19 protein-coding genes and 3 pseudogenes are annotated in these 22,515 nt (G+C 54.0%); 9 read left to right on the top strand and 13 right to left on the bottom strand.

Going from position 1 to position 22,515, the window contains the following annotated elements; all coding sequences use genetic code 11:
* Positions 1 to 468 precede the first annotated feature (468 nt).
* Together AC07XM_RS28675 and AC07XM_RS28670 are read left to right on the top strand one after the other, a co-directional pair.
* Entirely contained in the window at positions 469 to 849 is a 381-nt protein-coding gene (locus tag AC07XM_RS28675) for a YidH family protein (protein ID WP_084785226.1), read from the top strand.
* 11 nt (positions 850 to 860) lie between these two features.
* A complete protein-coding gene (locus tag AC07XM_RS28670; protein WP_102690072.1) occupies positions 861 to 1,169 on the top strand; it encodes a DUF202 domain-containing protein in 309 nt (102 codons plus the stop codon).
* Positions 1,170 to 1,267: 98 nt separating this feature from the next.
* Here AC07XM_RS28670 and AC07XM_RS28665 read toward each other — a convergent pair.
* From AC07XM_RS28665 to AC07XM_RS28630, 8 genes and pseudogenes are all read right to left on the bottom strand, one after another.
* Positions 1,268 to 1,387, bottom strand: a pseudogene (locus tag AC07XM_RS28665) (IS5/IS1182 family transposase); the annotation flags it as partial.
* A gap of 203 nt (positions 1,388 to 1,590) precedes the next feature.
* Complete coding sequence (locus AC07XM_RS28660) at positions 1,591 to 2,823, bottom strand: CynX/NimT family MFS transporter (RefSeq protein WP_102690073.1); 1,233 nt, start codon at positions 2,821 to 2,823, stop codon at positions 1,591 to 1,593.
* 81 nt (positions 2,824 to 2,904) lie between these two features.
* Positions 2,905 to 4,116 (bottom strand): creatinase, encoded by a 1,212-nt coding sequence (gene creA / locus AC07XM_RS28655; RefSeq protein WP_016488019.1) that lies wholly within the window; start codon positions 4,114 to 4,116, stop codon positions 2,905 to 2,907.
* Positions 4,117 to 4,431: 315 nt separating this feature from the next.
* Complete coding sequence (locus tag AC07XM_RS28650; RefSeq protein WP_102690074.1) at positions 4,432 to 4,824, bottom strand: type 1 glutamine amidotransferase family protein; 393 nt, start codon at positions 4,822 to 4,824, stop codon at positions 4,432 to 4,434.
* Positions 4,825 to 4,910: 86 nt separating this feature from the next.
* Entirely contained in the window at positions 4,911 to 5,999 is a 1,089-nt protein-coding gene (locus tag AC07XM_RS28645) for an ABC transporter ATP-binding protein (RefSeq protein WP_075045745.1), read from the bottom strand.
* A 28-nt stretch (positions 6,000 to 6,027) separates the two neighbouring features.
* Positions 6,028 to 6,837, bottom strand: coding sequence for an ABC transporter permease (locus tag AC07XM_RS28640; protein ID WP_102690075.1), 810 nt, complete (start codon positions 6,835 to 6,837; stop codon positions 6,028 to 6,030).
* On the bottom strand, positions 6,834 to 7,751 hold the full coding sequence (locus tag AC07XM_RS28635; RefSeq protein ID WP_102690076.1) for an ABC transporter permease: 918 nt from the start codon (positions 7,749 to 7,751) through the stop codon (positions 6,834 to 6,836). The genes AC07XM_RS28640 and AC07XM_RS28635 overlap by 4 nt, the downstream gene beginning before the upstream one ends.
* A 24-nt stretch (positions 7,752 to 7,775) precedes the next feature.
* Positions 7,776 to 8,903, bottom strand: a complete 1,128-nt coding sequence (locus tag AC07XM_RS28630; protein WP_102690077.1) for a polyamine ABC transporter substrate-binding protein — start codon at positions 8,901 to 8,903, stop codon at positions 7,776 to 7,778.
* Between the two features lie 316 nt (positions 8,904 to 9,219).
* On the opposite strand from AC07XM_RS28630, the gene AC07XM_RS28625 reads away from it, so the two are divergent.
* From AC07XM_RS28625 to cahR, 3 genes are all read left to right on the top strand, one after another.
* Complete coding sequence (locus tag AC07XM_RS28625) at positions 9,220 to 10,002, top strand: creatininase (RefSeq protein WP_016488025.1); 783 nt, start codon at positions 9,220 to 9,222, stop codon at positions 10,000 to 10,002.
* Between the two features lie 73 nt (positions 10,003 to 10,075).
* Positions 10,076 to 11,461: a GABA permease gene (gene gabP, locus AC07XM_RS28620; protein WP_075045747.1), complete on the top strand. Its 1,386-nt coding sequence runs from the start codon at positions 10,076 to 10,078 to the stop codon at positions 11,459 to 11,461.
* A gap of 196 nt (positions 11,462 to 11,657) precedes the next feature.
* On the top strand, positions 11,658 to 12,677 hold the full coding sequence (gene cahR, locus AC07XM_RS28615) for a transcriptional regulator CahA (RefSeq protein ID WP_102690078.1): 1,020 nt from the start codon (positions 11,658 to 11,660) through the stop codon (positions 12,675 to 12,677).
* Positions 12,678 to 12,925: 248 nt separating this feature from the next.
* On the opposite strand, the gene AC07XM_RS28610 is transcribed toward cahR, so the two are convergent.
* The gene (locus tag AC07XM_RS28610) at positions 12,926 to 14,143 is read right to left on the bottom strand and encodes a PucR family transcriptional regulator (RefSeq protein ID WP_102690079.1); all 1,218 of its coding nucleotides are present in this window, start codon (positions 14,141 to 14,143) and stop codon (positions 12,926 to 12,928) included.
* A gap of 694 nt (positions 14,144 to 14,837) precedes the next feature.
* On the opposite strand from AC07XM_RS28610, the gene AC07XM_RS28605 reads away from it, so the two are divergent.
* From AC07XM_RS28605 to AC07XM_RS28595, 3 genes are all read left to right on the top strand, one after another.
* Complete coding sequence (locus AC07XM_RS28605) at positions 14,838 to 15,476, top strand: LysR substrate-binding domain-containing protein (RefSeq protein ID WP_080694020.1); 639 nt, start codon at positions 14,838 to 14,840, stop codon at positions 15,474 to 15,476.
* 491 nt (positions 15,477 to 15,967) lie between these two features.
* Positions 15,968 to 16,243, top strand: a complete 276-nt coding sequence (locus AC07XM_RS28600; RefSeq protein WP_028699718.1) for a hypothetical protein — start codon at positions 15,968 to 15,970, stop codon at positions 16,241 to 16,243.
* Between the two features lie 216 nt (positions 16,244 to 16,459).
* The gene (locus tag AC07XM_RS28595; RefSeq protein WP_146024559.1) at positions 16,460 to 16,783 is read left to right on the top strand and encodes a hypothetical protein; all 324 of its coding nucleotides are present in this window, start codon (positions 16,460 to 16,462) and stop codon (positions 16,781 to 16,783) included.
* 824 nt (positions 16,784 to 17,607) lie between these two features.
* Here AC07XM_RS28595 and AC07XM_RS28590 read toward each other — a convergent pair.
* From AC07XM_RS28590 to tnpB, 3 genes and pseudogenes are all read right to left on the bottom strand, one after another.
* Positions 17,608 to 18,084 carry a hypothetical protein gene (locus AC07XM_RS28590; protein WP_102690081.1) on the bottom strand — a complete coding sequence of 159 codons (477 nt, stop codon included), beginning with the start codon at positions 18,082 to 18,084 and terminating at the stop codon, positions 17,608 to 17,610.
* Between the two features lie 97 nt (positions 18,085 to 18,181).
* Positions 18,182 to 19,709: pseudogene (gene tnpC, locus AC07XM_RS28585) on the bottom strand (IS66 family transposase).
* 18 nt (positions 19,710 to 19,727) lie between these two features.
* Positions 19,728 to 20,087: an IS66 family insertion sequence element accessory protein TnpB gene (tnpB, locus tag AC07XM_RS28580; protein WP_028699721.1), complete on the bottom strand. Its 360-nt coding sequence runs from the start codon at positions 20,085 to 20,087 to the stop codon at positions 19,728 to 19,730.
* A gap of 297 nt (positions 20,088 to 20,384) precedes the next feature.
* On the opposite strand from tnpB, the gene AC07XM_RS28575 reads away from it, so the two are divergent.
* On the top strand, positions 20,385 to 21,935 hold the full coding sequence (locus tag AC07XM_RS28575) for an EAL domain-containing protein (protein WP_158248172.1): 1,551 nt from the start codon (positions 20,385 to 20,387) through the stop codon (positions 21,933 to 21,935).
* A 3-nt stretch (positions 21,936 to 21,938) separates the two neighbouring features.
* Here AC07XM_RS28575 and AC07XM_RS28570 read toward each other — a convergent pair.
* Positions 21,939 to 22,515: pseudogene (locus AC07XM_RS28570) on the bottom strand (hypothetical protein); the annotation flags it as partial.

The raw sequence follows: 22,515 nt of genomic DNA, 5'->3' as shown, positions 1-22,515 counted from the left end.
ATCTGCTTCATCAGGCGTCTCGGCGGTTGAGATCAGACATTCTGCCAAATCTGGAAGTCCTCTTCAGAGTTTCCCTATAGCTTGGCAATTTATAGGAAAAAATTCTATATCGAATACCAGATTCTCCATTTAGAATTACAATGACCATCGTCTCTCTACAGGTGGTTGCCTGGCTCTTCACCAGCTCAGCAGCATCCATATAGACTCCACTAGCCTCGGACCAAAGGTACAGGCTGTGATCCGACTTTTCTTGCAAGACTTTACCCAGCCTGACCTTAGCCAACCGCCCAATGTGTGGGCTATGCAGATATTCGAGCAACGCTGTGCTTTTTTAGCAAGGCCGTTGCCAAGAAGTGCATAGCATTCAGCAAGAACTGCCCTAGCCAGACAAACAAAACCATTCAGAATGCCAACGCAGGCGGTCAATCGACCGTACAACACCGGCGTTTAAATAGAAGGTTTGTTGCCATGCAGCATCCACCCGCTGAAAAATCGTTTAAATCCAGATTCCGTCAGGTCTTTGCACTGGCCGATGGATGCGAGCCCGACCCACGCTTCACGCTCGCCAATGAACGCACCTTTCTGGCCTGGATCCGCACGGCCCTTGCCCTGCTAGCCAGCGGCATCGCACTGGATGCACTGCCGCTGGAGCTGTTGGCCGGCCGCCCACAAACGCTGCTGTCCCATGCCCTGACTGGCATGGCGTTGCTAGTGAGCGTCAATGCGACCCTACGCTGGCTCAACGTCGAGCGCGCCCTGCGTCATCGGCAAGCGCTTCCGTACCCGATCCTGGCACCGCTGCTGGGCTTGTTCGGGCTGATCGTTTCCACCCTGCTGTTGCTGCCTTGAGGACACCCAACATGCCCCTGCATGACGACCAAGGCCTGCAGCCCGAGCGCACGGCGTTGACCTGGGAGCGCACGGTGCTGTCTACCTTGGTATTGGGATGCATCGTTTTTCGTCATCCCCTGGCCCATTACGTTGCCATGACCACACTCATGCTCATGGCAGTGGCTATCGGCACCGTCTATTCGCTGTTGATTGGCGGCGGCTATCGCAGGTCAGCGCGGCACATCCGCGAAGAAAGCTCGGCCTCCCGACCGGGCGCTGTGGTGGCATTGGGGTTTGGCGTTGCGCTGCTGAGCATTGCAACATGGTGGAGCACCTGATCTCCGAGGAAACACGCACGCCCCTATGCAACGAGCTCTGCCAGGGAACCGCGTTTATAGGCTGGAAGACCGCCTTCGACTTTCGCGTAGTGCGGCTAAATCAGAGCAATCAAATCCTTCCATGGAATCACTTGATCCTTCTCGATAAGAAACAACTCATTGCGGGTCTGCTCACACATACCGGCGGACTCAGCATCGGCGAAGGTCATCTGCTTCATCGGGATAATCGGGTAGTTGGATCTGGGCAGGGCTTTGGCCAGGAAGTGGGTGCTTCTCATCCAGTATTTGGGAGTTCCAAAAAGATGCTCGACAGTCTGTAGCCGCAGCTTCATCTTTTCTGCGTCAATTTCCAAGTGGATCTGTACCGCTTCGCTTGATGTTCCGAGCGCTCCGGTGACTAGGTGTCAGCTGGAGGATAGCGCTAATGGCGGGCTGCCACGAGTCGGCGTCGACCCGAGGTATATCCGAAATACAGCATCGCTACGCCTACCCCGCTAAGAAATATCTCAACGTGCGCATAGCCAATGACCGGCGTATAAAGCACCCCGACTAGCAACGGCCCGAGTGCGCCCAGGCCATAGCCGACGCCTTGCACCATGCTCGAAAGTTCTGCCGCAACCTGTGCGTTTGCCGAGCGCAGCACAATCATGGTGATGGCAATGGAAGTCAAGGCACCTTGCCCGATGCCTTGTACCCCGCCCCACAGCCATACCGTGTCGAGCGGCGCGGACAGGCAGCCGAGAAAACCGACCGTGGTGAGCACCACCACAACAACATTGAACCAGGATTGATTCGGCAAGCGTGTGGCTATCAGCGGCCCGAACAGACAAGCGACCATTTGTAGCAGGATTGAACTGGAGACGATGACGCTGGACTCCAGCGGTGTCATCCCCCGCCCATTCAGAAACGGGGCGAGCCAGCCAAACACGGTAAACGAATACATCGATTGCAGCACCATGAACAGCGTGAGTTGCCAGGCTAGCGCGCAGCGCCACACCCCTCGTACGCGCGGCGCAGCCTTGGGTGCCAGCGCACTGCCCTTGGGCAGTTGGAAAAGCCAGCAGGCACAGGCTGCCGCTGCCGGCACTGACCACAGCGCCAACGCCGTCGTCCAGCCACCGCCCAAGGTGCTTTGCAGCGCCAGGGTGAACCCTGCGGCAGTCGCCGCCCCGCTCAACAGCGCCATGGAGTAGAGGCCGGCCATCAGCCCGGTGATCTTGGCGAAGTCGCGTTTGATAAGCCCAGGGAGCAATACATTGATGATTGCGATGGCGCTGCCAATGACGATCGAACCGACCAGCAGGCCGCTGACGTTCCCGGCGCCACGTATCAATAGCCCTACGGACAATGCCACCATCAATACCAATATCGTGCGCTCTGTGCCTATTTTGCGGGCAAGCCAGGGCGCCACGGGCGCGAACAACCCCAGGCAAAGTACAGGCAGCGTGGTAATTGCACTGGCGACGGCAGGCGTCAGGCCTAGGTCGCTGGATATATCGGCAAGCACAGCGCCGAGGCTTGGGTATGCAGTGCGAAGGTTGAAGGCTACGAAAATGATGCTGCAGGCGAAATAAAAAAGCCGCGAACCCTTGGCAATTTTGCAAGGTTGCGGCAGCCCCCGTTCATTGCGAGCGTGCGCTGTAGTGTACTCCACACATGTCCTCCTTGAACCTTGGGCATGGACAACGACATACTGATAAAAAAAGCCGCACAGTTTCCTGTGCGGCTTGCTCGGTTACTTCTTGATGATGTTGTGTTCTGGGCCGTATGGGAACTTGGTGATGTTTTCAGCGCCGTTTTCATTGACGATCAGAATATCATGCTCGCGGTAACCACCCGCACCCGGCAGCCCTTCGGGCAGCATGATCATCGGCTCGATGGACACGACCATGCCAGGTTCCAGCACGGTGTCGATGTCTTCGCGCAGCTCAAGACCAGCTTCACGGCCGTAATAATGGCTCAGGGTGCCGAACGAATGGCCATAACCGAAGGTGCGGTATTGCAGCAAGTCGTGCTCGAGGAAAATCTCGTTCAACTGATGGGCAATATCGCTGCAACGCATGCCTGGCTTGATCAGCTTCAGTCCGGCCTCGTGGACCTTGACGTTGACCTCCCACAGGCGCAGGTGCTCATCGGAGCAATGGTCGAGGAACAACGTGCGCTCCAGCGCGGTGTAGTAACCGGCGATCATCGGGAAGCAGTTGAGGCTCAGAATGTCGCCCTTATTGACCTTGCGAGAGGTTACCGGGTTATGCGCGCCATCGGTGTTGATACCAGACTGGAACCAGGTCCAGGTGTCCATCAGTTCGGAATCGGGGAAAGTACGGGCAATTTCACGGACCATGGCCTGGGTGGCATGCAGCGCCACTTCGTACTCAGGCACCTGGTCACGCAGAGCCTCAACCACCGCAGCACCACCGATATCGGCAACGCGGGCACCGTGACGAATGATGGCGTGTTCTTCAGCCGACTTGATCATGCGCATGCGCATGCATGGCGCGGCGACGTCCACCAGCTCGGCCTGGGGATAACGGCTGGCCAATTTGTCGCGGTTGACCAGGTTCAAGTGGTCGAACTCGATCCCGATACGTCCGGCCTTGGGCAAGGCTTGTTGAATCGCGACAAAGTAGTTATCGCGCTGCCAGTCAGTGTAGATGATGTTTTCGGTGCCCACGGTACGCCGCCATGGCTGGCCACCGTCGATGTTAGCGCTGATCGACACCACGGCGTCCTGAGTCACCACAAGGGCATAAGGACGGCCAAACGAGCAATACAGGAAATCGCTGTAGTAGTTGATGTTGTGATAAGACGTGAAGACGGCGGCGTCGATATTGTTCTGGGCCAGATAGCTGCGCAACTTGGATTGACGGTTGGCGTATTCCTGGTGCGAGAACGTCGGCTTAACTTTTTCGCCGTTTTGAATCTGTATTGTTTTCGGCATTTGCATGTCTTCACTCCTTGGTAGGTGATCAGTAGAGAGGCCCTGTTTTGGGTGCCACTGGAGATCATTCGAACAGATAAAAGGCGGCCTTTTTTGCGCGAATCCGACCCCTAGATGATCAGATCCGCCTTGCTGTAAACGCCGCTGTGGAAAGGACAATATTGCCCGCCACTGCCGTACAGGCCTCGCTGCGGCAAGAACAGGCAGAGGTATGGATGAGGGGGAATGAAGGAGAGGAAACGCGCGATGTCGCACCCATTGCAGGCGCGGATCAATATAATTATCGAGGCAGGTTCAGCTCTGGTAGCGGGTGAACACGCGCTACGGGGACAACCGGGCAACGCTGATCAATTCGGCCAATTCGCCGACATCGAGCGTGCGGCAGGTCGGTTTGGTCAGCAGCGCCAGCGATTCGCGGACACTGTCGTCGGTACACAACTGCAATTCACTGCCAAGGCACAGAATCAGCACATCGAGGGGCTTGGCCTGGCTCAGTTGCAAGGTGGCCGCCACGATGCCATTGTTGGCCTTCAGCGGCTGGCCCTCAAGGCTCAGTATCTGCCATTCGCAGACCACGCAGCGGGCCACGTCGTTGGCATGGCGCAAGGGTTCCAGCGCAGCGGCCAAGGCATAGAAATCGAACCCTTCGGCCAGCAGGAAGCCAATACGCACGGCGCTGGCCAGGTTTTCGCTGGTTTCAGTCAATTGCTGCATGTACTGCCTCCTTCGGGTCAACTGGGCGTGGGTACGTCTACAATTGTCCACGCTGCCGCCCCTGCGCAGATGTCAGATATCGACCTCTAATTGCCACGTAAAATCAGCGCCCGCGCATCGTCCCACCCGACATGCACCCTCTGCCCGCTCTTGAGCCCAAGTAGGTCGTAATCCGCGTACGGCTTCTGCACTTGCAGTTCCAGCCCGTTGGCGGCTTCCAGGTATATGTTGACCATTGACCCAATGAATTCCTCCCCCATCACGGTACACGCCAGGCGGCTGGCTGTGGTCGGTTGCGCGGCGAGGTTGATATGTTCGGCACTGATGCACAGGGTGACCTCTTCCCCTACCGCAACAGATCGGTCTTCGGGCAAGCGTGCCAGAAAGCGACCATACGCCGAGTCCAGTTGCACCAGCCCGGTGTCGTCGAAGCCAAGCACAACGCCGCCAAGCATGTTCTTGCCGCCGACGAATTCAGCGACAAAACGGTTGTGCGGTTCGAAGAAAATATCCTTGGGCGTGCCAATCTGCTCAACCCGGCCACGGCTCATGATCACCACGCGGTCAGCCATGGCGAAGGCTTCGGATTGGCTGTGGGTGACATAGACGAAGGTGATGCCAAGGTCCTTCTGCAACCCAGTCAACACCGCCTGCATGCGCACGCTCAAGTGCGCATCGAGGGCACTGAGCGGTTCGTCCAGCAGCAGTATCGGGGGCTCGGTGACCAGTGAACGCGCCAGCGCCACCCGCTGCCGTTGCCCGCCAGAAAGCATGCTGATATCACGGTTGGCAAACTCGCCCAGGTCCAGGCGCTCTAGCCAGTGCAGGGCTTTTTTGCGCCGTTCAGCTTTGCCCATGCCGCGCATGCGCAAACCGAACTCAACGTTTTCAAGCACGCTCAGAAAGGGGAACAGCGCCAGGTTCTGCCACACCAGCGGGGTGTCCCTTTGCCAGGAATACAGGTCGTTGACGCGCTCGCCGTTCAAGCGAATTTCACCGCTGCTGGGCTTGTCGAGCCCGGCAAGCATGCGCAGCGTGGTGGTTTTACCACAGCCACTGGAGCCCATGATCGCGACGAACTCGCCCTTGTAGATTTCCAGGTTCATCGGTTCGACAGCGACGTAACTGCCGAAGTGTTTGGTCACGTTATCGAATACCACTAACGGTTGAGTCATGGGGAGCTCCTGCGTCGGCATGGGATGTTCAGCTTTTTTTGCCGTCAGCCGGTTTCTTCTGCCGGCGCATGAGCAAAACCTGGGCAACGATCGTCAGCGTGATCGTGGTGATGAAAACGATCGTGCCTATCGCATTGATGGTCGGGCTGACCTGCCCTTGCAAAGTATTGAGGATGCGTACCGGGACTGTCTCGTTAAGGCCCGAAACGAACCAGGCCACCGCGAACTCGTCGAACGACACGGCCATGGTCACGAACAGTGCGGCGAAAATGCTCGGGGCGGTGAACGGCAGGATCACGCAGCGCATGGCCTGCCATTGGCTGGCGCTCAGGTTCCAGGCGGCGGCCTCCAGTTGCGGGTCCATCTGCGCCAGGCGCATGCGAATCACCGCCATGGCGAATGGTGAGCACATGACGATGTGGCAGATCATGACGGCATACAGCTCGCCGGACAGGCCGATTCGCGACAAGAACGCGAGCATCGCCAGGCCCAGAATCACCACCGGAATGGTAGGAGGCAGCAGTGCCAATGCCATGTACACCGACTTGCCAAAAAAGTGATAACGAAAGTCGGTATAGGCGGCAGTGAAGCCCAGCAGCGTGGAAACCAGCGATACCACCACACCGACGACCAGGCTGTTGTTGAAGGCTTGCCAGACTTGCGGGTCGGCGGCAATCGCTTCGTACCAGCGCAAACTGAAGCCACCCAGGGGCAAGGATGGGAAGCGGTCGACGTTGAAGGAAAACACGAAGCTGCCAATGATAGGCGTGAGGATGAACAAGAACACCAGGACGACGAAGCTGCGCAGCATGAAGTTGATGACACGGTGTTCGTTCATGCGCGCCTCCTGTAGGCGTGGCGAACCATCAGGAACGCCGTGGCCAGCAAGGTCACGATCATCGTCGTGGCAATAACCGCCGCGCGTGGCCATTGCTGCCCCGATTTGGTCGTGTCGGTAATCAGGGTGCTCAAGGTTGGTGGTTGGCCGCCCCCCAGATAGAGCGGGCTGACAAAGTCACCGAAGGTCATGATGAAACAGAACAGTGCGGCGATGACGATGCCGACCCGCGCCGATGGAATCACTACCCCAAATACCGTGCGCAGACGGCCCGCGCGCAAGTTGTGGGCAGCTTCGATCAGCGTGCGGTCGATGTACATGAGGCTGAACAACTGCAGCAACACCACCAGCGGCAGGCACAGGGTGAAGTAACCCACATAGCTACCAAAACTGGTATTGAGCAAGGGCAACGGCCCAATCCCCAGCAACGCCAGGGCGCTATTGAGCAGCCCCTGGTCACTGAGAAAGACTTGCCAGGAATAGGTGCGCACTAGGTAACTGGTAAAAAATGGCGTGATCAACAACAGCACCAACCATTGCCGGGTCGATTCGCGGAACTTGAAGGCAATGGTATAGGCGCACGGAAAGGCTACGGCACTGATCAGCACACTGGCCCCCGCCGCCATCGCCCAGGTGTGCAAGTAGGCATCCCAGAAGTACTCGCGGCTGAACAGGTACCTCCAGTTCAGCCACTCGAACGCAGGGACCATGCGAAAGTTGCGCACCAGCCAAAAACTGATGGTCAGCAGAAACAGCAAGGGCGCTACAAAAAACAGTAACTGCCAGACCACTATCGGCAGCGACAAGATCAGCCCATACCCCGGTAAGCGCCAGGTGCGCTTGCCGAACTGCCCACGCGTGCGTGCAGGCTCCTCACTGGCGGGCAGTGGGGGCGATAGCTTGTTCGAAATCATTACGCCGCTCCTATGTAGGCGCCATCAAGCGCCCTTGTACTGCGACCAGAAGTCGTTCCAGTCCTCCAGGCTCTGCTGCATGGGGAGCGCGCGATACTGAATACGCCCCTCGCGGATGTCGTCCATGACATTGCGCTGGCCCAGTACCATGCCTTGGCGTCTGGCTTCGGCAAGGTCGGTCTTGTTCAGCAACTCCCAGCCGCGCTTATTGGGAATCAGCGCTGGGTAAGCCTCCATCTTCGCCGACTTCACCTGGCCTTCAGGGGAGGTGATGTATTGAATGAACTTCTTCGCAAGTTCCGGGCTGCGGGCTTTCTTGGTGATGCAATAAGACTCGGTCCATTGCAGGCCGCCCTCCTCGGGTATCACTGTTTTTACCGGTGCCCCGGCACGCTGCAAGACCCCGGTAATCCAGTCGCCAATGCCACACATCGCGTGGATCTGGCCGTTTTTCAGGGAGGAGAAGGTACCGCCATAATCGAAGAACCCGGCCACGTGTCCGCGTAGGCTCATGGTTTTGTCCTGGAGCCTCTTCCAGTGCGCCGCGTCGATGTCGTAGGGCAGCCTGTTGCCATTGAGCAAACTGATCTGGCCCAGGTTTGGCAGGTGCCAGTCGAAGTGGCCGACCTTGCCCTTGAGGCTATCGTCCCAGAACACCTGGTAGCTTTTCGCCTTGGACTCCGGCAGCAACTGGGTATTGAAGGCGATACCGAGAAAGCCGAAGCGGACCATGACCGAATACAGTTCATCGCCCTGCCAGTGCCCTGGAAAGTGCTGAAACTCTGGGTAGAAGTCATCGAAGGGATAATCGGCAGGGTCCAGTCGCTCGATATAGTCGGCGGCGTTGAGTTGTTGCACATACTCGGCATCCGACAGGATCAGGTCGAAGGTGCCCGGTGGTGACTGCGAAATGAGCCCCAGCATGTTATCGCCGCCGGTGTAGTACTTGGCCCGCACCTTGACCCCATGCTCGCGCTCAAAATCCGCGACGATGTCGGGCGCGGCGTGGCCTGCCCACGCCAGTATCACCAGTTCTTTTTCGGCTGCGCCAAAGGTTCTGTTCGGAAGTACCCCGGAGAGCGCCGCCACACCGGCCAAAATGCTGCTGTTCTTGATGAATGTACGGCGTGAAAAATCGGCGCGACGCGTCATGGAGATACCCTCGGTAATCAAAAGTGCCTTGGCCCAGCCGCGCTTTCGCCCCGCTTCCCCAAGGTTTTCACCGCCTGTGTGATTACCGATTGCAGCAGATTGCCATCAGGGCAAGTTGTGTTTTTCCGACCTGTAATTTGTCAAATTCGCCCCCTGCCCCACCCGACCCACCTGGACCGCAGGTCCGTCAGCATTTGTCAAATTCAGGTCGGGAACTGACAAGTGAATGTCGTTGTGATCTGATCAAATCGTTGCATGTACTGGCTCGCTGCAAACGGACTACTTCAACGAATACAAGAATAAAGAGAGATAACCGATGAACGAAAGCGTAGTGGTTGGCGAACTCACCTGGCCTGAGTACGCACAGAAGGTAGCTTCCGGCAGCACGATTTTCTTGCCGGTGGGCGCCTTGGAGCAGCACGGTCATCACATGTGCATGGAGGTGGATGTGCTATTGCCTACCGCCCTGTGCAAGGCAGTAGCGCGAGAAGTCGACGGCTTGGTGTTACCCGCCTTGGCCTATGGCTACAAGTCACAACAGAAGTCGGGAGGTGGCAACCACTTTCCCGGCACCACCAGCCTGGATGGCGCAACGCTGACCCATACCATCCAGGACATCATCCGCGAACTCGCCCGGCATGGGGCGCGCAAGCTGGTCTTGATGAATGGCCATTATGAAAACTCGATGTTCATCGTCGAAGGCATCGACCTGGCGCTGCGCGAACTGCGTTATGGCGGTATCACCGATTTCAAGGTGGTCGTTCTGTCCTACTGGGATTTCGTCAACGCGCCGGCGGTCATCGAAGAGCTCTACCCCGAAGGTTTCCTCGGCTGGGACATCGAACACGGTGGCGTTTTCGAAACTTCACTGATGCTGGCCCTGCACCCTGAAAAGGTCGACCTGAGCCGCGCCGTCGACCACCCTCCGGCAAAATTCCCACCTTACGATGTCTTCCCCATCATCCCTGAACGCACCCCCGCCTGCGGAACGCTTTCCTCGCCTAAGGGCGCCAACCGAGAAAAAGGCGAGTTGATTCTGCGAGTTTGCGTAGAGGGCATTAGCAGCGCTGTGCGGGAGGCCTTCGACCTGCAGAAATAACACCGATCTCCAGCCCAGAGCAGCACCGCCGTTCGCAGTTCACCCTCCCTCAAGAATAAAAAGGGTAATTAGCATGTCCAGCAACTCAACTCTGGCCCCCGGCCTCAAGCAGCGCCACGTCACCATGTTGTCAATCGCCGGCGCTATTGGCGCCGGCCTCTTCATCGGCTCGGGGCATGCCATTGCTGCAGCCGGTCCTGCGGCAATTCTCGCGTACATCATGTCTGGCACACTGGTCGTTCTGGTCATGCGCATGCTCGGAGAAATGGCGGTGGCCTCGCCAGATACCGGGTCATTCTCCACCTACGCCGAGCGCGCAATGGGACGTACAGCAGGCTTTACCATTGGCTGGCTGTACTGGTGGTTCTGGGTGCTGGTCATTCCAATCGAAGCCATTGCAGCAGCGGCCATTCTGCATGCCTGGTTCCCTGCGATAGAAACCTGGGAATTCGCACTGGTGGTGACCGGTTTGCTGACCGTAACCAACCTGTTCAGTGTGGCGCGCTACGGTGAATTCGAGTTTTGGTTTGCGATGCTCAAGGTTATCGCGGTGCTAGGGTTCATTGCTCTGGGTGCATTGGCACTGACAGGCGCGCTGCCCGATATTTCAGTTAGCGGTGTGGTCAACCTGAGTCATGAGTTTGGTGGTTTCATGCCCAACGGCATGACCGCTGTCATCGGTGCCATGCTCACCACCGTGTTCAGTTTCATGGGAACCGAAATTGTCACCATTGCCGCCGCCGAGTCGAAAAACCCCTCCAAGCAAATCACCCGTGCCACCAATTCCGTGGTGTGGCGAATGGGGATCTTCTACATCGTCTCGGTGTTCCTGATCATCTCCATCGTGCCCTGGAACGACCCCATGCTGGTGCAGGTCGGCTCCTATCAACGGGCCCTTGAGCTGATGAACATCCCGCACGCCAAGATGATCGTCGATATCGTCGTGCTGATTGCCGTTGCCAGTTGCCTCAACTCGGCCATCTACACCGCATCGCGCATGGTCTATTCGCTGAGCAAGCGCGGCGACGGCCCTCGCGTTCTGCAGCGCACCTCAGCGGCGGGCGTGCCAGTGATTGCAGTGCTGGCCAGTACCGCAGTGGGCTTCTTGACCACAGCACTCAATTACTTTGCTCCCGACGAGGTGTTTTCCTTCCTGCTGGCAAGTTCGGGGGCGGTAGCGCTTCTGGTCTATCTGGCAATCGCTGTTTCGCAATTGGTTCTGCGTAAACGGATGGATAGCCAAGGTACTGCGCTGGACTTCAAGATGTGGCTGTTCCCCTGGCTCAGCTACCTGGTCATCTTCTCCATCATCAGTATCTTGACGATGATGCTGATGATGCCAGGGCATCGAATGGAAGTGGTGGCAACCGGTGCGCTGGCGTTGTCCATCGTCTGCATGAGCGCCATTTTCTCGTCTAGAAGGAGCACTTCGGCCACGGTGGCGAGCAAGCCTGCCTGACCAGGCCAACTCATTACCCACCCTGCGAAGGCGTTACTTTCGCAGGGTTTTTTGCTTTTCGCCGGGGCACCTCCCAATGCTAAGGCACTGCGTGTACTATCACTCGGATAAATGCATCAACCTAAACATAATGAATTGCCGATTTACGACAAACAGACGCAGAGCACGTCATTTTTGCATTCAAGGAGTCATATTGATGGGTACGTTGAAATCCTCGCCGTCGGCACCGGCATACCCTGTCAATGATGCCCCGCCGCTGAAGGTCGTCGGTTTCCTGGTCATTCCCAATTTCACCACCATTGGCTTCGCCTCGGCGGTGGAAACCTTGCGCATGGCCAACCTGGCAGCACGCAAAACCATGTTCCAGACCCTGATCATTGCAGCCGACATGGAGCCAGTGAGTGCCAGCAACGGCATGCGAATCCTGCCCGATTTCAGTATCAAGGATGCCCCAAAGCTGGACATGCTGTTCGTGGTGGGCCCAAACCCGATAGTCTCCGACCACAATACCCGCCCCATCCTCAACTGGCTTCGCAAGTTGGCACATGACCAGGTACCATTGGGCGGAATTTGCACAGGCAGCCATTTGCTAGCGCGCGCCAATCTGCTCACGGGTTATCGGTGCACCATCCACTGGGAAGATATCGAGGCGCTAAAAGAGCGATTTCCCGGCATTATCATTTCCAACCAACTGTTCGAGCTTGACCGTGACCGTTTCACGAGCTCCGGCGGCGTGGCCTCCATGGACATGATCCTACAACTGATTGCCCGAGAACCTGGCGGACGGGACATTGCCAGTCATGCGGCTGAACTGCTGTTATGTGATCGAGTACGTGGTTCGCAAGAGCGCCAGCGCGTGCCTTTGCGGCAAAAGCTCGGCACTTCTCAGCCCAAACTCAGTCAGATTGTTACAATCATGGAAGCCAACCTTGAAGACCCGATGACCTTGGAAGAGCTTGCAGAACTAAATGAGATCTCGGTTCGGCAAATGGAGCGTTTGTTCCACAAGCATCTTCAAAACACACCGAGTCAGTATTACTTGGAACTACGCCTGACACGGGCTAGGCAACTATTGCTACAAAGTGAATCCCAAGTGCGTGATATCGCCCTCGCCTGTGGTTTCATTTCGCCAGCACACTTCTCAAAGTGCTACAGTCGTTTCTTTGGTGTCTCACCAATCGGCGAGCGGAAAAAGGTAGTCTCTTCACTTCACTGAACAACCCTGTCGTTAGTTTTCGTGGCGCGGCCCAGGATTTCCTCGCCATGCTCCCCTCAGCTGGCCCGCAATGTGAGGGCATCCAAGTGAATGTGCGCTCCACGAGGGCGCCACCACAATTCTGCAGGGGAATCTCGGTCATTCCGCACAGTTTTGGACCATCACTTGGTTCTGGCTAGATGTCATGCCATTCAGGACGAAGCGGACTACGCTTGCTACGCAGGCGCGCATTGATGATGTTCATGTCATTATTCCTTACCTCGGGCGACAGACATGTGCCATACCATAATAGCGATCGAAGCATTCATACGAAAAAGTGGATCGTCCAGGGATTTTCCACTCAGTTGCTCGATGCGCTGGATACGTTGATTGATGGTGTTACGGTGAAGTCCCAGGCGCTGGGCAGCCTTGAGCCCGTTGCCATTTTCCTTGAGCAAAGCGTCGAGGGTATGCACGAGTACTTTAGGGTGTTTACGGCCGGCCACGAACAACGGGCCGAGTGTCTTTTCGACGAAGTCGTCGATGAGCGTGCGGTCGACTACCCCCTGCAGCAAACCCAACACGCCCAACTCGTTGAAATCGCAGTAACCGCTCTCCGGGCGCAGTTTCTGCGCCACATTCAGCGCCTGGCGCGCTTCGTTGAGCACTCGGCGGTAATGACCACAATCTTCAGCAACGCTCGACAGGCCCATGTACATATCCAACTCCCCTGCCACTCCGATCAGTTGCCGACGCAACGTGGTCAAGGCTGCCGTTAGGTCATCGGCATCCGCCAGCAGTAGCACGAAGAGGTCGCCCGGCATCTCTACCGTCATCGTTCCCGGGCGGCTGCGACCCCAGGCTTCAAGTTGGTCTTCCATGGACTGGCGAGTGGCTTGCCACAGCTGCTCGCCTTGGGCCAAGCCTTGGCGCTCAAACAGCGTCTCGATACCTGACAAGCGCAGCACGACCAGTCGCCGTGGAATATCAAGCATCAGTTGCAGATGCGCAGCCCGCTGTCGGGCAATGGCCAGACTCGGGTAATCTCCGGTCAGCAACTGGCCGAGAATGTGGTTACGTGAGCGCCGCACTTGAGTCATATGCATCAGGGCCGTATCGATCAGGTGGGTCACAAACACCAACTTCAGCGGAGAGGGCTGCTCGATCAGCGACAAGCCCAACTGTTCAGCACGAGCGATCACTGCAGACGGGATGCACTGGGGAAACGGGCCTCCAGTAAGAACCACCATCCCGGCAATACCCAACACAGCACCAGTCTCGACCAAAGTGAGTAGCTTGCGTTCGTCACATAGGTAATTGATTTCCGAAATAAATACTAGTTCGCCGCCCATTTTACACGCGGTGATACCCTCATTTCCCGCCACGTAGGACCAGCATACTCGCCGTTGCAAGTAAAGCTCGCCTGCACGGACCCTCATGTCTTCCAAGCCGGGCAGGTTCAGGACCTCACCCAGAGTCAAGCTCATGGCTCGACTCTGGCTCGCACATGAGAATGTCGGGCTGTACCATGGCGTCACTGCTCGCCGAAGATATCAACTTTAGAAATTGAAAGGACATGCCAGTACTGCTCCTACGCCATGACCGAATTGCGCATGCGGTTAAGTCTCAGCAAGTTCATCGACGACCATGCCGGGGACTTGTAATAGAGATGCTACCTGAAATCGTTCATGATCACTCCCTCAAACGGCGAGATGACTGCGATCAACAGCACCAAGTATCGAGATGCCCTCCCGTACATTCCATCTACTCTCACGACTTTGGAGATAATCCCATCAAGCTTCATGCACTCGACGACCACGCGGACGTATGACCAAGTTTCCGGTGGAGTGATGCTCACCCCCTATCCAAACGTTACAGCTTAGTGCTCGCTTTCTCTACGATCTCTTAGCAACATCTACGTGAGCAACCGAGCGGCCTCGCCCTGCTGGTGCTCAACACTGCCCGGTATCAAGCGACATCACTGACCGTGCCCGCCGCCGCACGCCGCTACACCTTGCAAGCAACCAACGCTGACCGACAAAACGGTGACGTTCAATGGCAGACTCCTAAAGCTCGGCACCAACGATGAAATGCCGACAATGGACTTTGTGCCGACCAAAGCCGGCAAACTGGCCCTCGAGTCGGCAAGCGATACTTTCCTGAGCCTGCCATCCGCTGGAAATGAGACCTGCAATTACATTAGCCCTGAATTGGCCGGCCTCTTTCGGCCGTCTGGTGGTCATCCCGGCACTGCCCACCTTTTACCAAATCTACCACGAGATCATGCTGGAGATCGGTATCGGTGACCGAATGATTGATCTGGTACAAGAAGGCGTCGATTGTGTGGTCAGAGTCGGCGAACTGTCGGACTCAACCTTGGTCGCGCACCCTTTGCCCCCGTTGCGCCAGGTCACCTGCGGTAGTACCGACTATGTGGCCCGTTATTGCCTTCCCTCCAAGCTCGAACAACTCGAAGGGCAGCGTTGCGTGGACTACCTATCGGCCACCACCGGCAAGCTGCAACCTTTGGAGTTCTGCGTCCACGGCCAGGTGTTGCTTCGCACCCTGCCAGCCAGCCTGGCGGTCAACAATGGAGAATCTTATGTGGCTGCCTGCGAGGCTAACTTCGGCCTCGTCCAAGTCCCTTATTACCATGTCGCCCGTCAACTGGAACACGGGAGCTTGATCGAAGTACTGCCCCAGCATCGACCGCCGGATTTACCCATCACCATCCTCTACCCCCACCATCGACGTCTAACGCCACGCTTGCGGGTGTTTATCGACTGGCTGGATGCGCAGTGCAGAAACCCAAACATTTGAATACAACCTCAGGCGTGGTGATCAGTCAGTACGGTGCGATCTACTGAAAGCCTGCTGCTTTCGGTGCGAATGATCCTGTGTGACTGGATAGGAAGTCGAATCAAGGCTTGCCACCTGAAATCACATCCAGCGAGCCCGCAATCTTAATCTGCTGGTGCGAGTATCGGTGCTCGCTAGTCGTTTCACATCTGAAGCAGGTAGAGGTTTGTGCGAACATCGTGAAATCTCAAAAAGCAGTAGGATGGGATAGCGTAGGAACTGTGAAATACAATGACTGTTATAAAATATCAGACGTATCAACTTATTGCGGGACGAACGGAAGCGGAGTTATTGCGCTGAAATTCAGTAGAGATAACGCAAATGGCAGCACAACACCTTAAAGCTCTTGACCAAACCGCCTAGCAAGGCGGTTTTTATTAGACCAAAGTATTATTGCCTTGGGAAAAGAATTATTTCTAGTGTCGTGAAACACCAAAAGCAGGAAGCAAAGGATGCGACAGAAAATTATCGAAATCCATAGCATTTCATCGGTTCAGGACTGGTATTTCGACTTGGACAGTGGAAATGACCCGAACGATTATGAGGGAATTGTCTGCTTGGCGTTAGTCACCACTATGGATCTCGACGATGAAGACCATAGGATAGAAAAGAAAATTGTCCCGGTAGAATCACAAGACTTTTATGCTTTTCGAGTCGGAGAGATTTACCAACTAAAATGTGAGGCTCTGGTCAGAGGAAATCACATTCGAATGCGCAATCCAAAATGATACGCGCTTTGCGCCGTGTTGGTTTGAATACCAATGGCGCATTCCAGAGCAAAATTTTAAGTGCATATGTGAACAGCCTTTGCCAAGATGTTCCCTCACGGGCTATTATCCCTGATATAGTTAAATTCCAACTTTTGTCTCACCAAGACTTTCGTGCGATGGCAAATAAATTGACAGCCTTGTAGGTTGTGTATATGCTTGGGAAAAGAGGAGTGCGTGGCAATGGATAAAGCAAAGAATTATGAAGGCGCAGTCATTCAGATCAACAATTCAATTCGTGAATTAGAAAAGATAATTCTATCCGACCGAATCGAAGGGGTTAAAGTCTTAGAGTTTTTCCTTTCTTTCAATCCTGCAATATTTAATCAAGACGATTTGAGCATTAAAATGGATGCATGGCGATTTCTTGATGGGCATTGCAAAGCTCATGCACGCCTGATTGTTGAACAAAGCATATCCTTTGATATACCCATCTGGAAAACCTATCGGGAGAAAATCCAAAAGGTGATTGACCTTAGAAGAGAAGTTTTCTCGGTCTAAGCAAAATTATTGGATTAGGAGGGAGAAGGATTCGCCAAGATGCTCCCCTTACGGGGTTGTTTAACCAAAGGCAAAAGCATCATCCTCTCCAGTGTAGAACATCCCTCGGGCCATTTCTGGTGGGATTTCTATTTGCTGTTCAGTTCGTAGCAGGGACTGCTGAAAATCAGCCAGTAGTTTAGGCGTAACCAAAACCTTACCTATTGTTATATTCGACCTCCTATGATTATCCCAATGCCATTCTACCAATTTATTCAACGAAAACTCATGCTTTTTGAAACTGAGAGTAGATTCTTCGTTTTCACCACCGAACTACATACGCTGAAGAGTATTTAGGTTTTTACTAAACTGACGACCATGAACAAATTTATCAAATACTACGGCAAGGGCAGGAAGACATCAACCTGATAGTAAAAGAGGCATGCACTTACACGGTCCAATTTGAGATCACCAAGATAGTGCTGATTGGTTATACCACTATAAGAGAGACTTTTACGCTCCCATTCACCAGCGTAACACTCCCAAAAACTATCATTTTCAATACGATAAAAATCAAAGCCCTGCTTTATAGTCAGCCTGGTCTGCATTTCGCTTTTTAGTCCATTGTTAAGGGTGAGATTGTAGATTTTAAATGTCATGTAATGCCTAATATTGTTGTTTTTATATCGTAAAACTTAAACTTAAAAAATCAAGAGCAAGACAATGATTTAATGGTCTTTCGGCGCTGGAAATTGCAAGAGCAAAACCATGTCTAAAAGGCAGATTCAAATAATACTTAAAACCCCCTCACCGCAGCATCCCCTTAGATAACAGAACGAAGTAGTTCACCCTACTTGTAACCCCCAAGTTTGCTGCCTTTGTAAGTTCTTACACTTGCAATAAGTCGCTTTGCCTATTCCTAACTTTTCCCATGACTTAGTTCGGGCATCACTATTCTTCTGTTCACTCGCTCCACGCTGCCTGCGCTCCCATATTTTCCTTTCTTTTCCTCGGCGTGCTCTTTCCACTGGATCAATGATAGTAATCATGTGTTGTTGTTCCTCCGGCGTGATATTGAAAGCACGTATCAGCGTTGAATTACGGGGAGTGTAGAGTGGCTTATAGCTTTCCCCATTAAACTCGACCTTCTCACCTCTGCAATGCTGACAGACCTTCTCAAACACGGTTCCAAGCGCCGCTTCTTCCCAATCACCATTGGGGAAGAACCTCTCTGCTACGGCTTTGGCCTCAACCCAAAAGTTCATACTGTTGACCTGGAAGCTCATACCCATGAAATTGAGTGACCAGAACAGGAACAGCATGCGCTGTCCTTCCTGAACGCCACCACGGAGGCTCGCCAAGGTGCGAAGGTCTGTAACCGATCCATGAACCCCACCTACCGCAAGGTGGAAGCCAAGGTTACCGTGGCATCTCTGGCGAACAGTTCCATGGCAGCAGCGCTTCGTAGTCTGCTACTGACGACGCATGCGGCAGTCGCTCAAGTACGTGGCGCAGCCACGTATAGGACTCTTGGCCGTTGATCTTGGCGGTTTCGACCAAGCTGTAGATCTGCGCGCTGGCCGTGGCTCCCTTGGGCGTGTCACTGAACAGCCAAGCCTTGCGCCCGATCACAAACGGCTTTATGGCCCGCTCTGCCAGGTTGTTGTCGATCGGCAGGTGGCCCGCCTCGACGTAGCGTTCCAGGCGGTTCCAATTGTTTGCCAGATAATGCAACGCCTTGCCCAGTACGCTTTGCGGTGTCACTTGCGAGTGCGTCTTGTCGAGCCAACTTTTCAACTGCTCAAGGATCGGCAGGCTTCGTTCCTGACGACCGATAAATCGATGTTCATCGCTGGCATCCTTGAGGTCGCGTTCGATGCCATACAGTTTGTTGATCATCGTCAGCTCAACATCGGCGCGACCGGTCTTGCCCTTGGGCTGCACCTTCTGCGCTTCGACGAATTTACGCCGGGCATGCGCCATGCACGCCAGTCGTTCAACACCCGGCTGTAGCGCCAACGCGTTGTAGCCAGCGTAATCATCGGTCATCACGTAGCCGCGATAGCCCTCCAGCAGGCGCAGCGACACCTCCTGCGCGCGACTGGTGGTGTAATCGAACAGCACGACTTGTCGATCAGGCGGGCCACTGGCCTGCACCCACATCCAGGATTGACTGGTCGGATCACGATCCGGCTCTTTGAGCACCTGCACTCTAGTTTCGTCGCAATGGATCACCGGGCTTTCCAGCAAGCGGTCACGCATCAGGTTCAGCAATGGCTGAACGTGTTCGCTGCACTGACCCAGCGGGCCAGGGTTTGCCGGGGAATCTCGATACCATGTCGGCTCAGCACCGTCTCGAAGCGGTGCAACGGTAGGCCATCGACGTACTTGGTGGTCAGCAACATGGCCAGCACGCTGGGACTGGCCATGCTCTTTTCGATCAATTGCGCCGGCTTGCCAGCGGTGACCGGCGCAGTTTCGCAACCACGGCAGCCATAGACTTTGCGTACGTGTTTGAGCACACGGATCTGCATCGGCACGATGTCGAGCTGTTCGCTGGTTTGCTCGCCAATCACGTGTTTGCGGCAACCACAGGCGCAAGTCAGTTCGTGATCGGGCAAGTCATGAATGACTTCAATACGTGGTAGGTCAGCCGACAGGGGTTTGCGTTTGCCACGCGGCTCGGTCGGGGCAACAACGTCTTCGTCAGCATCATCAGCGGCAGGTACCCACTGGCTTTCAGGTTCGTTAAACAACGCCAGTTGGGGTGTGTTGGACTCGACGGTTTGCTCGACTTGCGATTGAACAGTCGGTCGCGCAGCAGCTTGACCTGTTCTTTAAGATCGACGATCTGGCCTTTATCGACCGTGCGCTCGGCCAACAACTGCGCAAGCAGTTGTTTGAGCGCGGCAGGGTCGTCAGGAAGGTCATCGGGCACTGAAATCATGGCCCGGATTATACCGGCTCAAGCGACGAAACGGGGTGTCAAAACCTGATGCGGACGGTTGCGCCAGAGATCGAAACCGTCGAGTAGCCAATTCAGTTCCTGGACGGTCAGAATGATAGCTTCGTCGGTGGCGTCGGGGGAGGTTTTGAAACGCTCGGCTTCGAGGCGCTTGAGCCAAAGGCAGAAGCCGTTGCGCTCCCAGTACAACACCTTAATGCGGTTGCGGGCTTTATTGAGGAAGACGAAAAGTACCGGGTCGAACACGGCGACTTTGATATCCAGTTCGACCAGGGCAGTGAGCCCGTCGATGGACTTTCGAAAGTCCACGGACTTGGGATAGAGGTAGACTTTTTCGACTTTGCTGTCGGGACGCATCATGGTGGGCTGGCTCCAGAAAGAAATCGGGAGCGCAGCATCGTGAATCAGGTGGACGCTTGGAATGTGGGGATGATGGATCCCTTACATTTGTCCAGCGCCTCGGACTTGTCCGAGGCTTTGGTTTTTAGCCGGATTTGTCCGGCTGGCCCTGACTTGTTAGGGCCAGCATTTGGCGCTGGATTTGTCCAGCGCCGTCACGCATAGCGTGATGGTTGAAAATGCTCATATAGCCCCTATGCAACCCCACAGAGATATGGCATAAGGCGGAAATAGGGAATCATGGGTGGTGCGGTGCGCATGAAAAAGCTCGAAAAAAGCACTCTGTGCTATTTAGCTGGATGCCTGACAGTTGGAGTGCTGTTCTCATTTGGAGTGACACAGCTTTTATGGTTGGCTAGTGCAGATAACAGGATAGAGTCCCACGCTAAGGTTATTCTCAATCATGCCGAAATGGTCGCAGGAAACCTTACAGCTGCACTTGATGAGCTAAACAATACCTCTGACGAGTCTTGCGGGCTAACTGACCTAGACACGTTAAAACGAGTTTTATATGAATATCGCTTTGTAAAAGATGCAGGGCGAATAAAAAACAACACTATTACTTGCTCCGCTATGTGGGGCGTAATCCCTGCTTTCAGGTTGGCTGGTGAGGGTAGACTTACGAAAAACAATGTTAGGCTGTGGAGTGCAGCTTCAAGCTATTTTCCCGGCGCAATAAAAATTGATGTTTCAGCAAAAGAAAACTCATTTGTGGTTACGTCACCCACCGCATTTGCACCTTTTGAATCACCGCCAGCAGAATTAAATGCATTTATTGTCTCTCGTGACGGCAAAACCATCATGCGCACGTTCGGCGATTTTCAGCAAGGAAATATCCTAAGCAGCGCATCTGCAAGAGTGTGCTCTGAAAAATACGACATTTGTGTTAGCTCGAACATTCAAGCAAATATTTTCAAGGCCAGCAAACCTACTCTTTTCCTGTTTGTCGCATTAACTGGCTGTTCTTTGGGCTTGTTGGCTTTCTATGCTGCCCACCAATATCGTAGAGTTAGAAACTCACTTTCATATCGTTTAAAATACGCTATTAGAAATGGGCTAATATCAACTACATATCAGCCAATTGTTCATGGCAAGACCGGCAAGGTTTCCGGGTTCGAAGTTTTGGCGCGCTGGCACGATAAGAAATTCGGATCAGTCCCTCCAAATGTCTTCATCCAAAAAGCGGAAACTCTTGGTTTGCAAGAGAAGCTGAACAAGCTGATTGTTAATAGGGCTTTGGAAGAGTGTTCGAGAGGCCTGGCTTGCCATCCGGGAGTATATTTGAGTTTTAACATTGAAACCAAGGACCTGCTGGATGGCGGTCTAATTCGACACATATCAGATACAGCAAGAAGTCACGGCGTATCAGCTAGCCAGATTGCAATTGAAATTCTTGAAGGGGCAACGGCTGAAATTAGCCAGGTCGAACAAAAAATTGAGTCCATTCGAGCTTCTGGTTATAAAGTATTAATTGACGATTTCGGCTCAGGATATTCAAGTCTATCCTATCTGGCCGGGCTCAATGTTGATATTATAAAAATTGACAAGTCGTTCTCAAAAGCTGCTGGAACAGACTCTCCGGCAGCAGTAGTGCTGCAAAAGATTCATGAAATAGCAAAAGCTTTAAACGCAAAAATAATTTTTGAGGGCGTGGAGACGGAAGCTCAGAAAAAAGCAATTCTTGATTTCTGTCCTGATGCACTTGTTCAAGGATGGCTATTCAGCAAGGCATTGCCAATTAGCGAACTTACTGAAAAAGTCAGATCGCAAAGAGCTAGGGGTGAACCGATGAATTTTGCACATGAATAAATTTTATATTAGCCCTAAAAGGTGCCCAATCTTTGATTGGGTGCGTTTTAGGGCTGGTAGCGATTTAGAGATGGGGCTTCTTTTCGGCAGTGTATCCATTCGGGGTGAAACTGATGCGGTCAATGTGCTCATCAGCCAAGTGAACATCCATGATGAAATGTTTTTCTTAATAGGCGTTATAGTAATTCTTACGTTTTGACCGATTAGGAAATTATTTACTCGCATTCGCCCATGCTCGTTCAAAAGGAGCTTGTAAATTCCCATAACGTTAAGCATGGATTTACTGGCCAGATGCAGCGAACTAATTCTTAGGCTAATCTCATTATGCTTTGCTTTAAGCTGATCCAAGTCGTGAGCTACTTCCTCAATTTTGCTTAGAATGTATTTTTTGGCCGTTTCCGAGGCATTAGTAAGAATGTCGAAATTGCTTGCTAACGATTTTTCCTGTTGAAGAATTTTTCCAGCTAGCTCTTGCTTTTCATTTTCCAGCGACTTAATACCCTTAGGGAAACTCTGAAGAGGACTTCCAGATTTGGCAGAATGTCTGATCTCAACCGCCGAGACGCCTGATGAAGCAGAT

It is taken from the genome of Pseudomonas sp. GW460-LB5, from assembly GCF_059423245.1.
This window is presented reverse-complemented; position numbering and strand designations above follow the sequence as displayed.

What these genes read in the sequence shown, in the direction of transcription:
- AC07XM_RS28675 (WP_084785226.1), top strand. Translation starts at nt 469, where the DNA reads ATGCAGCATCCACCCGCTGAAAAATCGTTTAAATCCAGATTCCGTCAG.
- AC07XM_RS28670 (WP_102690072.1), top strand. Translation starts at nt 861, where the DNA reads ATGCCCCTGCATGACGACCAAGGCCTGCAGCCCGAGCGCACGGCGTTG.
- creA (WP_016488019.1), bottom strand. Translation starts at nt 4,116, where the DNA reads ATGCAAATGCCGAAAACAATACAGATTCAAAACGGCGAAAAAGTTAAG.
- AC07XM_RS28650 (WP_102690074.1), bottom strand. Translation starts at nt 4,824, where the DNA reads ATGCAGCAATTGACTGAAACCAGCGAAAACCTGGCCAGCGCCGTGCGT.
- AC07XM_RS28645 (WP_075045745.1), bottom strand. Translation starts at nt 5,999, where the DNA reads ATGACTCAACCGTTAGTGGTATTCGATAACGTGACCAAACACTTCGGC.
- AC07XM_RS28640 (WP_102690075.1), bottom strand. Translation starts at nt 6,837, where the DNA reads ATGAACGAACACCGTGTCATCAACTTCATGCTGCGCAGCTTCGTCGTC.
- AC07XM_RS28635 (WP_102690076.1), bottom strand. Translation starts at nt 7,751, where the DNA reads ATGATTTCGAACAAGCTATCGCCCCCACTGCCCGCCAGTGAGGAGCCT.
- AC07XM_RS28630 (WP_102690077.1), bottom strand. Translation starts at nt 8,903, where the DNA reads ATGACGCGTCGCGCCGATTTTTCACGCCGTACATTCATCAAGAACAGC.
- AC07XM_RS28625 (WP_016488025.1), top strand. Translation starts at nt 9,220, where the DNA reads ATGAACGAAAGCGTAGTGGTTGGCGAACTCACCTGGCCTGAGTACGCA.
- gabP (WP_075045747.1), top strand. Translation starts at nt 10,076, where the DNA reads ATGTCCAGCAACTCAACTCTGGCCCCCGGCCTCAAGCAGCGCCACGTC.
- cahR (WP_102690078.1), top strand. Translation starts at nt 11,658, where the DNA reads ATGGGTACGTTGAAATCCTCGCCGTCGGCACCGGCATACCCTGTCAAT.
- AC07XM_RS28610 (WP_102690079.1), bottom strand. Translation starts at nt 14,143, where the DNA reads ATGAGCTTGACTCTGGGTGAGGTCCTGAACCTGCCCGGCTTGGAAGAC.
- AC07XM_RS28605 (WP_080694020.1), top strand. Translation starts at nt 14,838, where the DNA reads ATGAGACCTGCAATTACATTAGCCCTGAATTGGCCGGCCTCTTTCGGC.
- AC07XM_RS28600 (WP_028699718.1), top strand. Translation starts at nt 15,968, where the DNA reads ATGCGACAGAAAATTATCGAAATCCATAGCATTTCATCGGTTCAGGAC.
- AC07XM_RS28590 (WP_102690081.1), bottom strand. Translation starts at nt 18,084, where the DNA reads ATGCTGTTCCTGTTCTGGTCACTCAATTTCATGGGTATGAGCTTCCAG.
- tnpB (WP_028699721.1), bottom strand. Translation starts at nt 20,087, where the DNA reads ATGATGCGTCCCGACAGCAAAGTCGAAAAAGTCTACCTCTATCCCAAG.
- AC07XM_RS28575 (WP_158248172.1), top strand. Translation starts at nt 20,385, where the DNA reads ATGAAAAAGCTCGAAAAAAGCACTCTGTGCTATTTAGCTGGATGCCTG.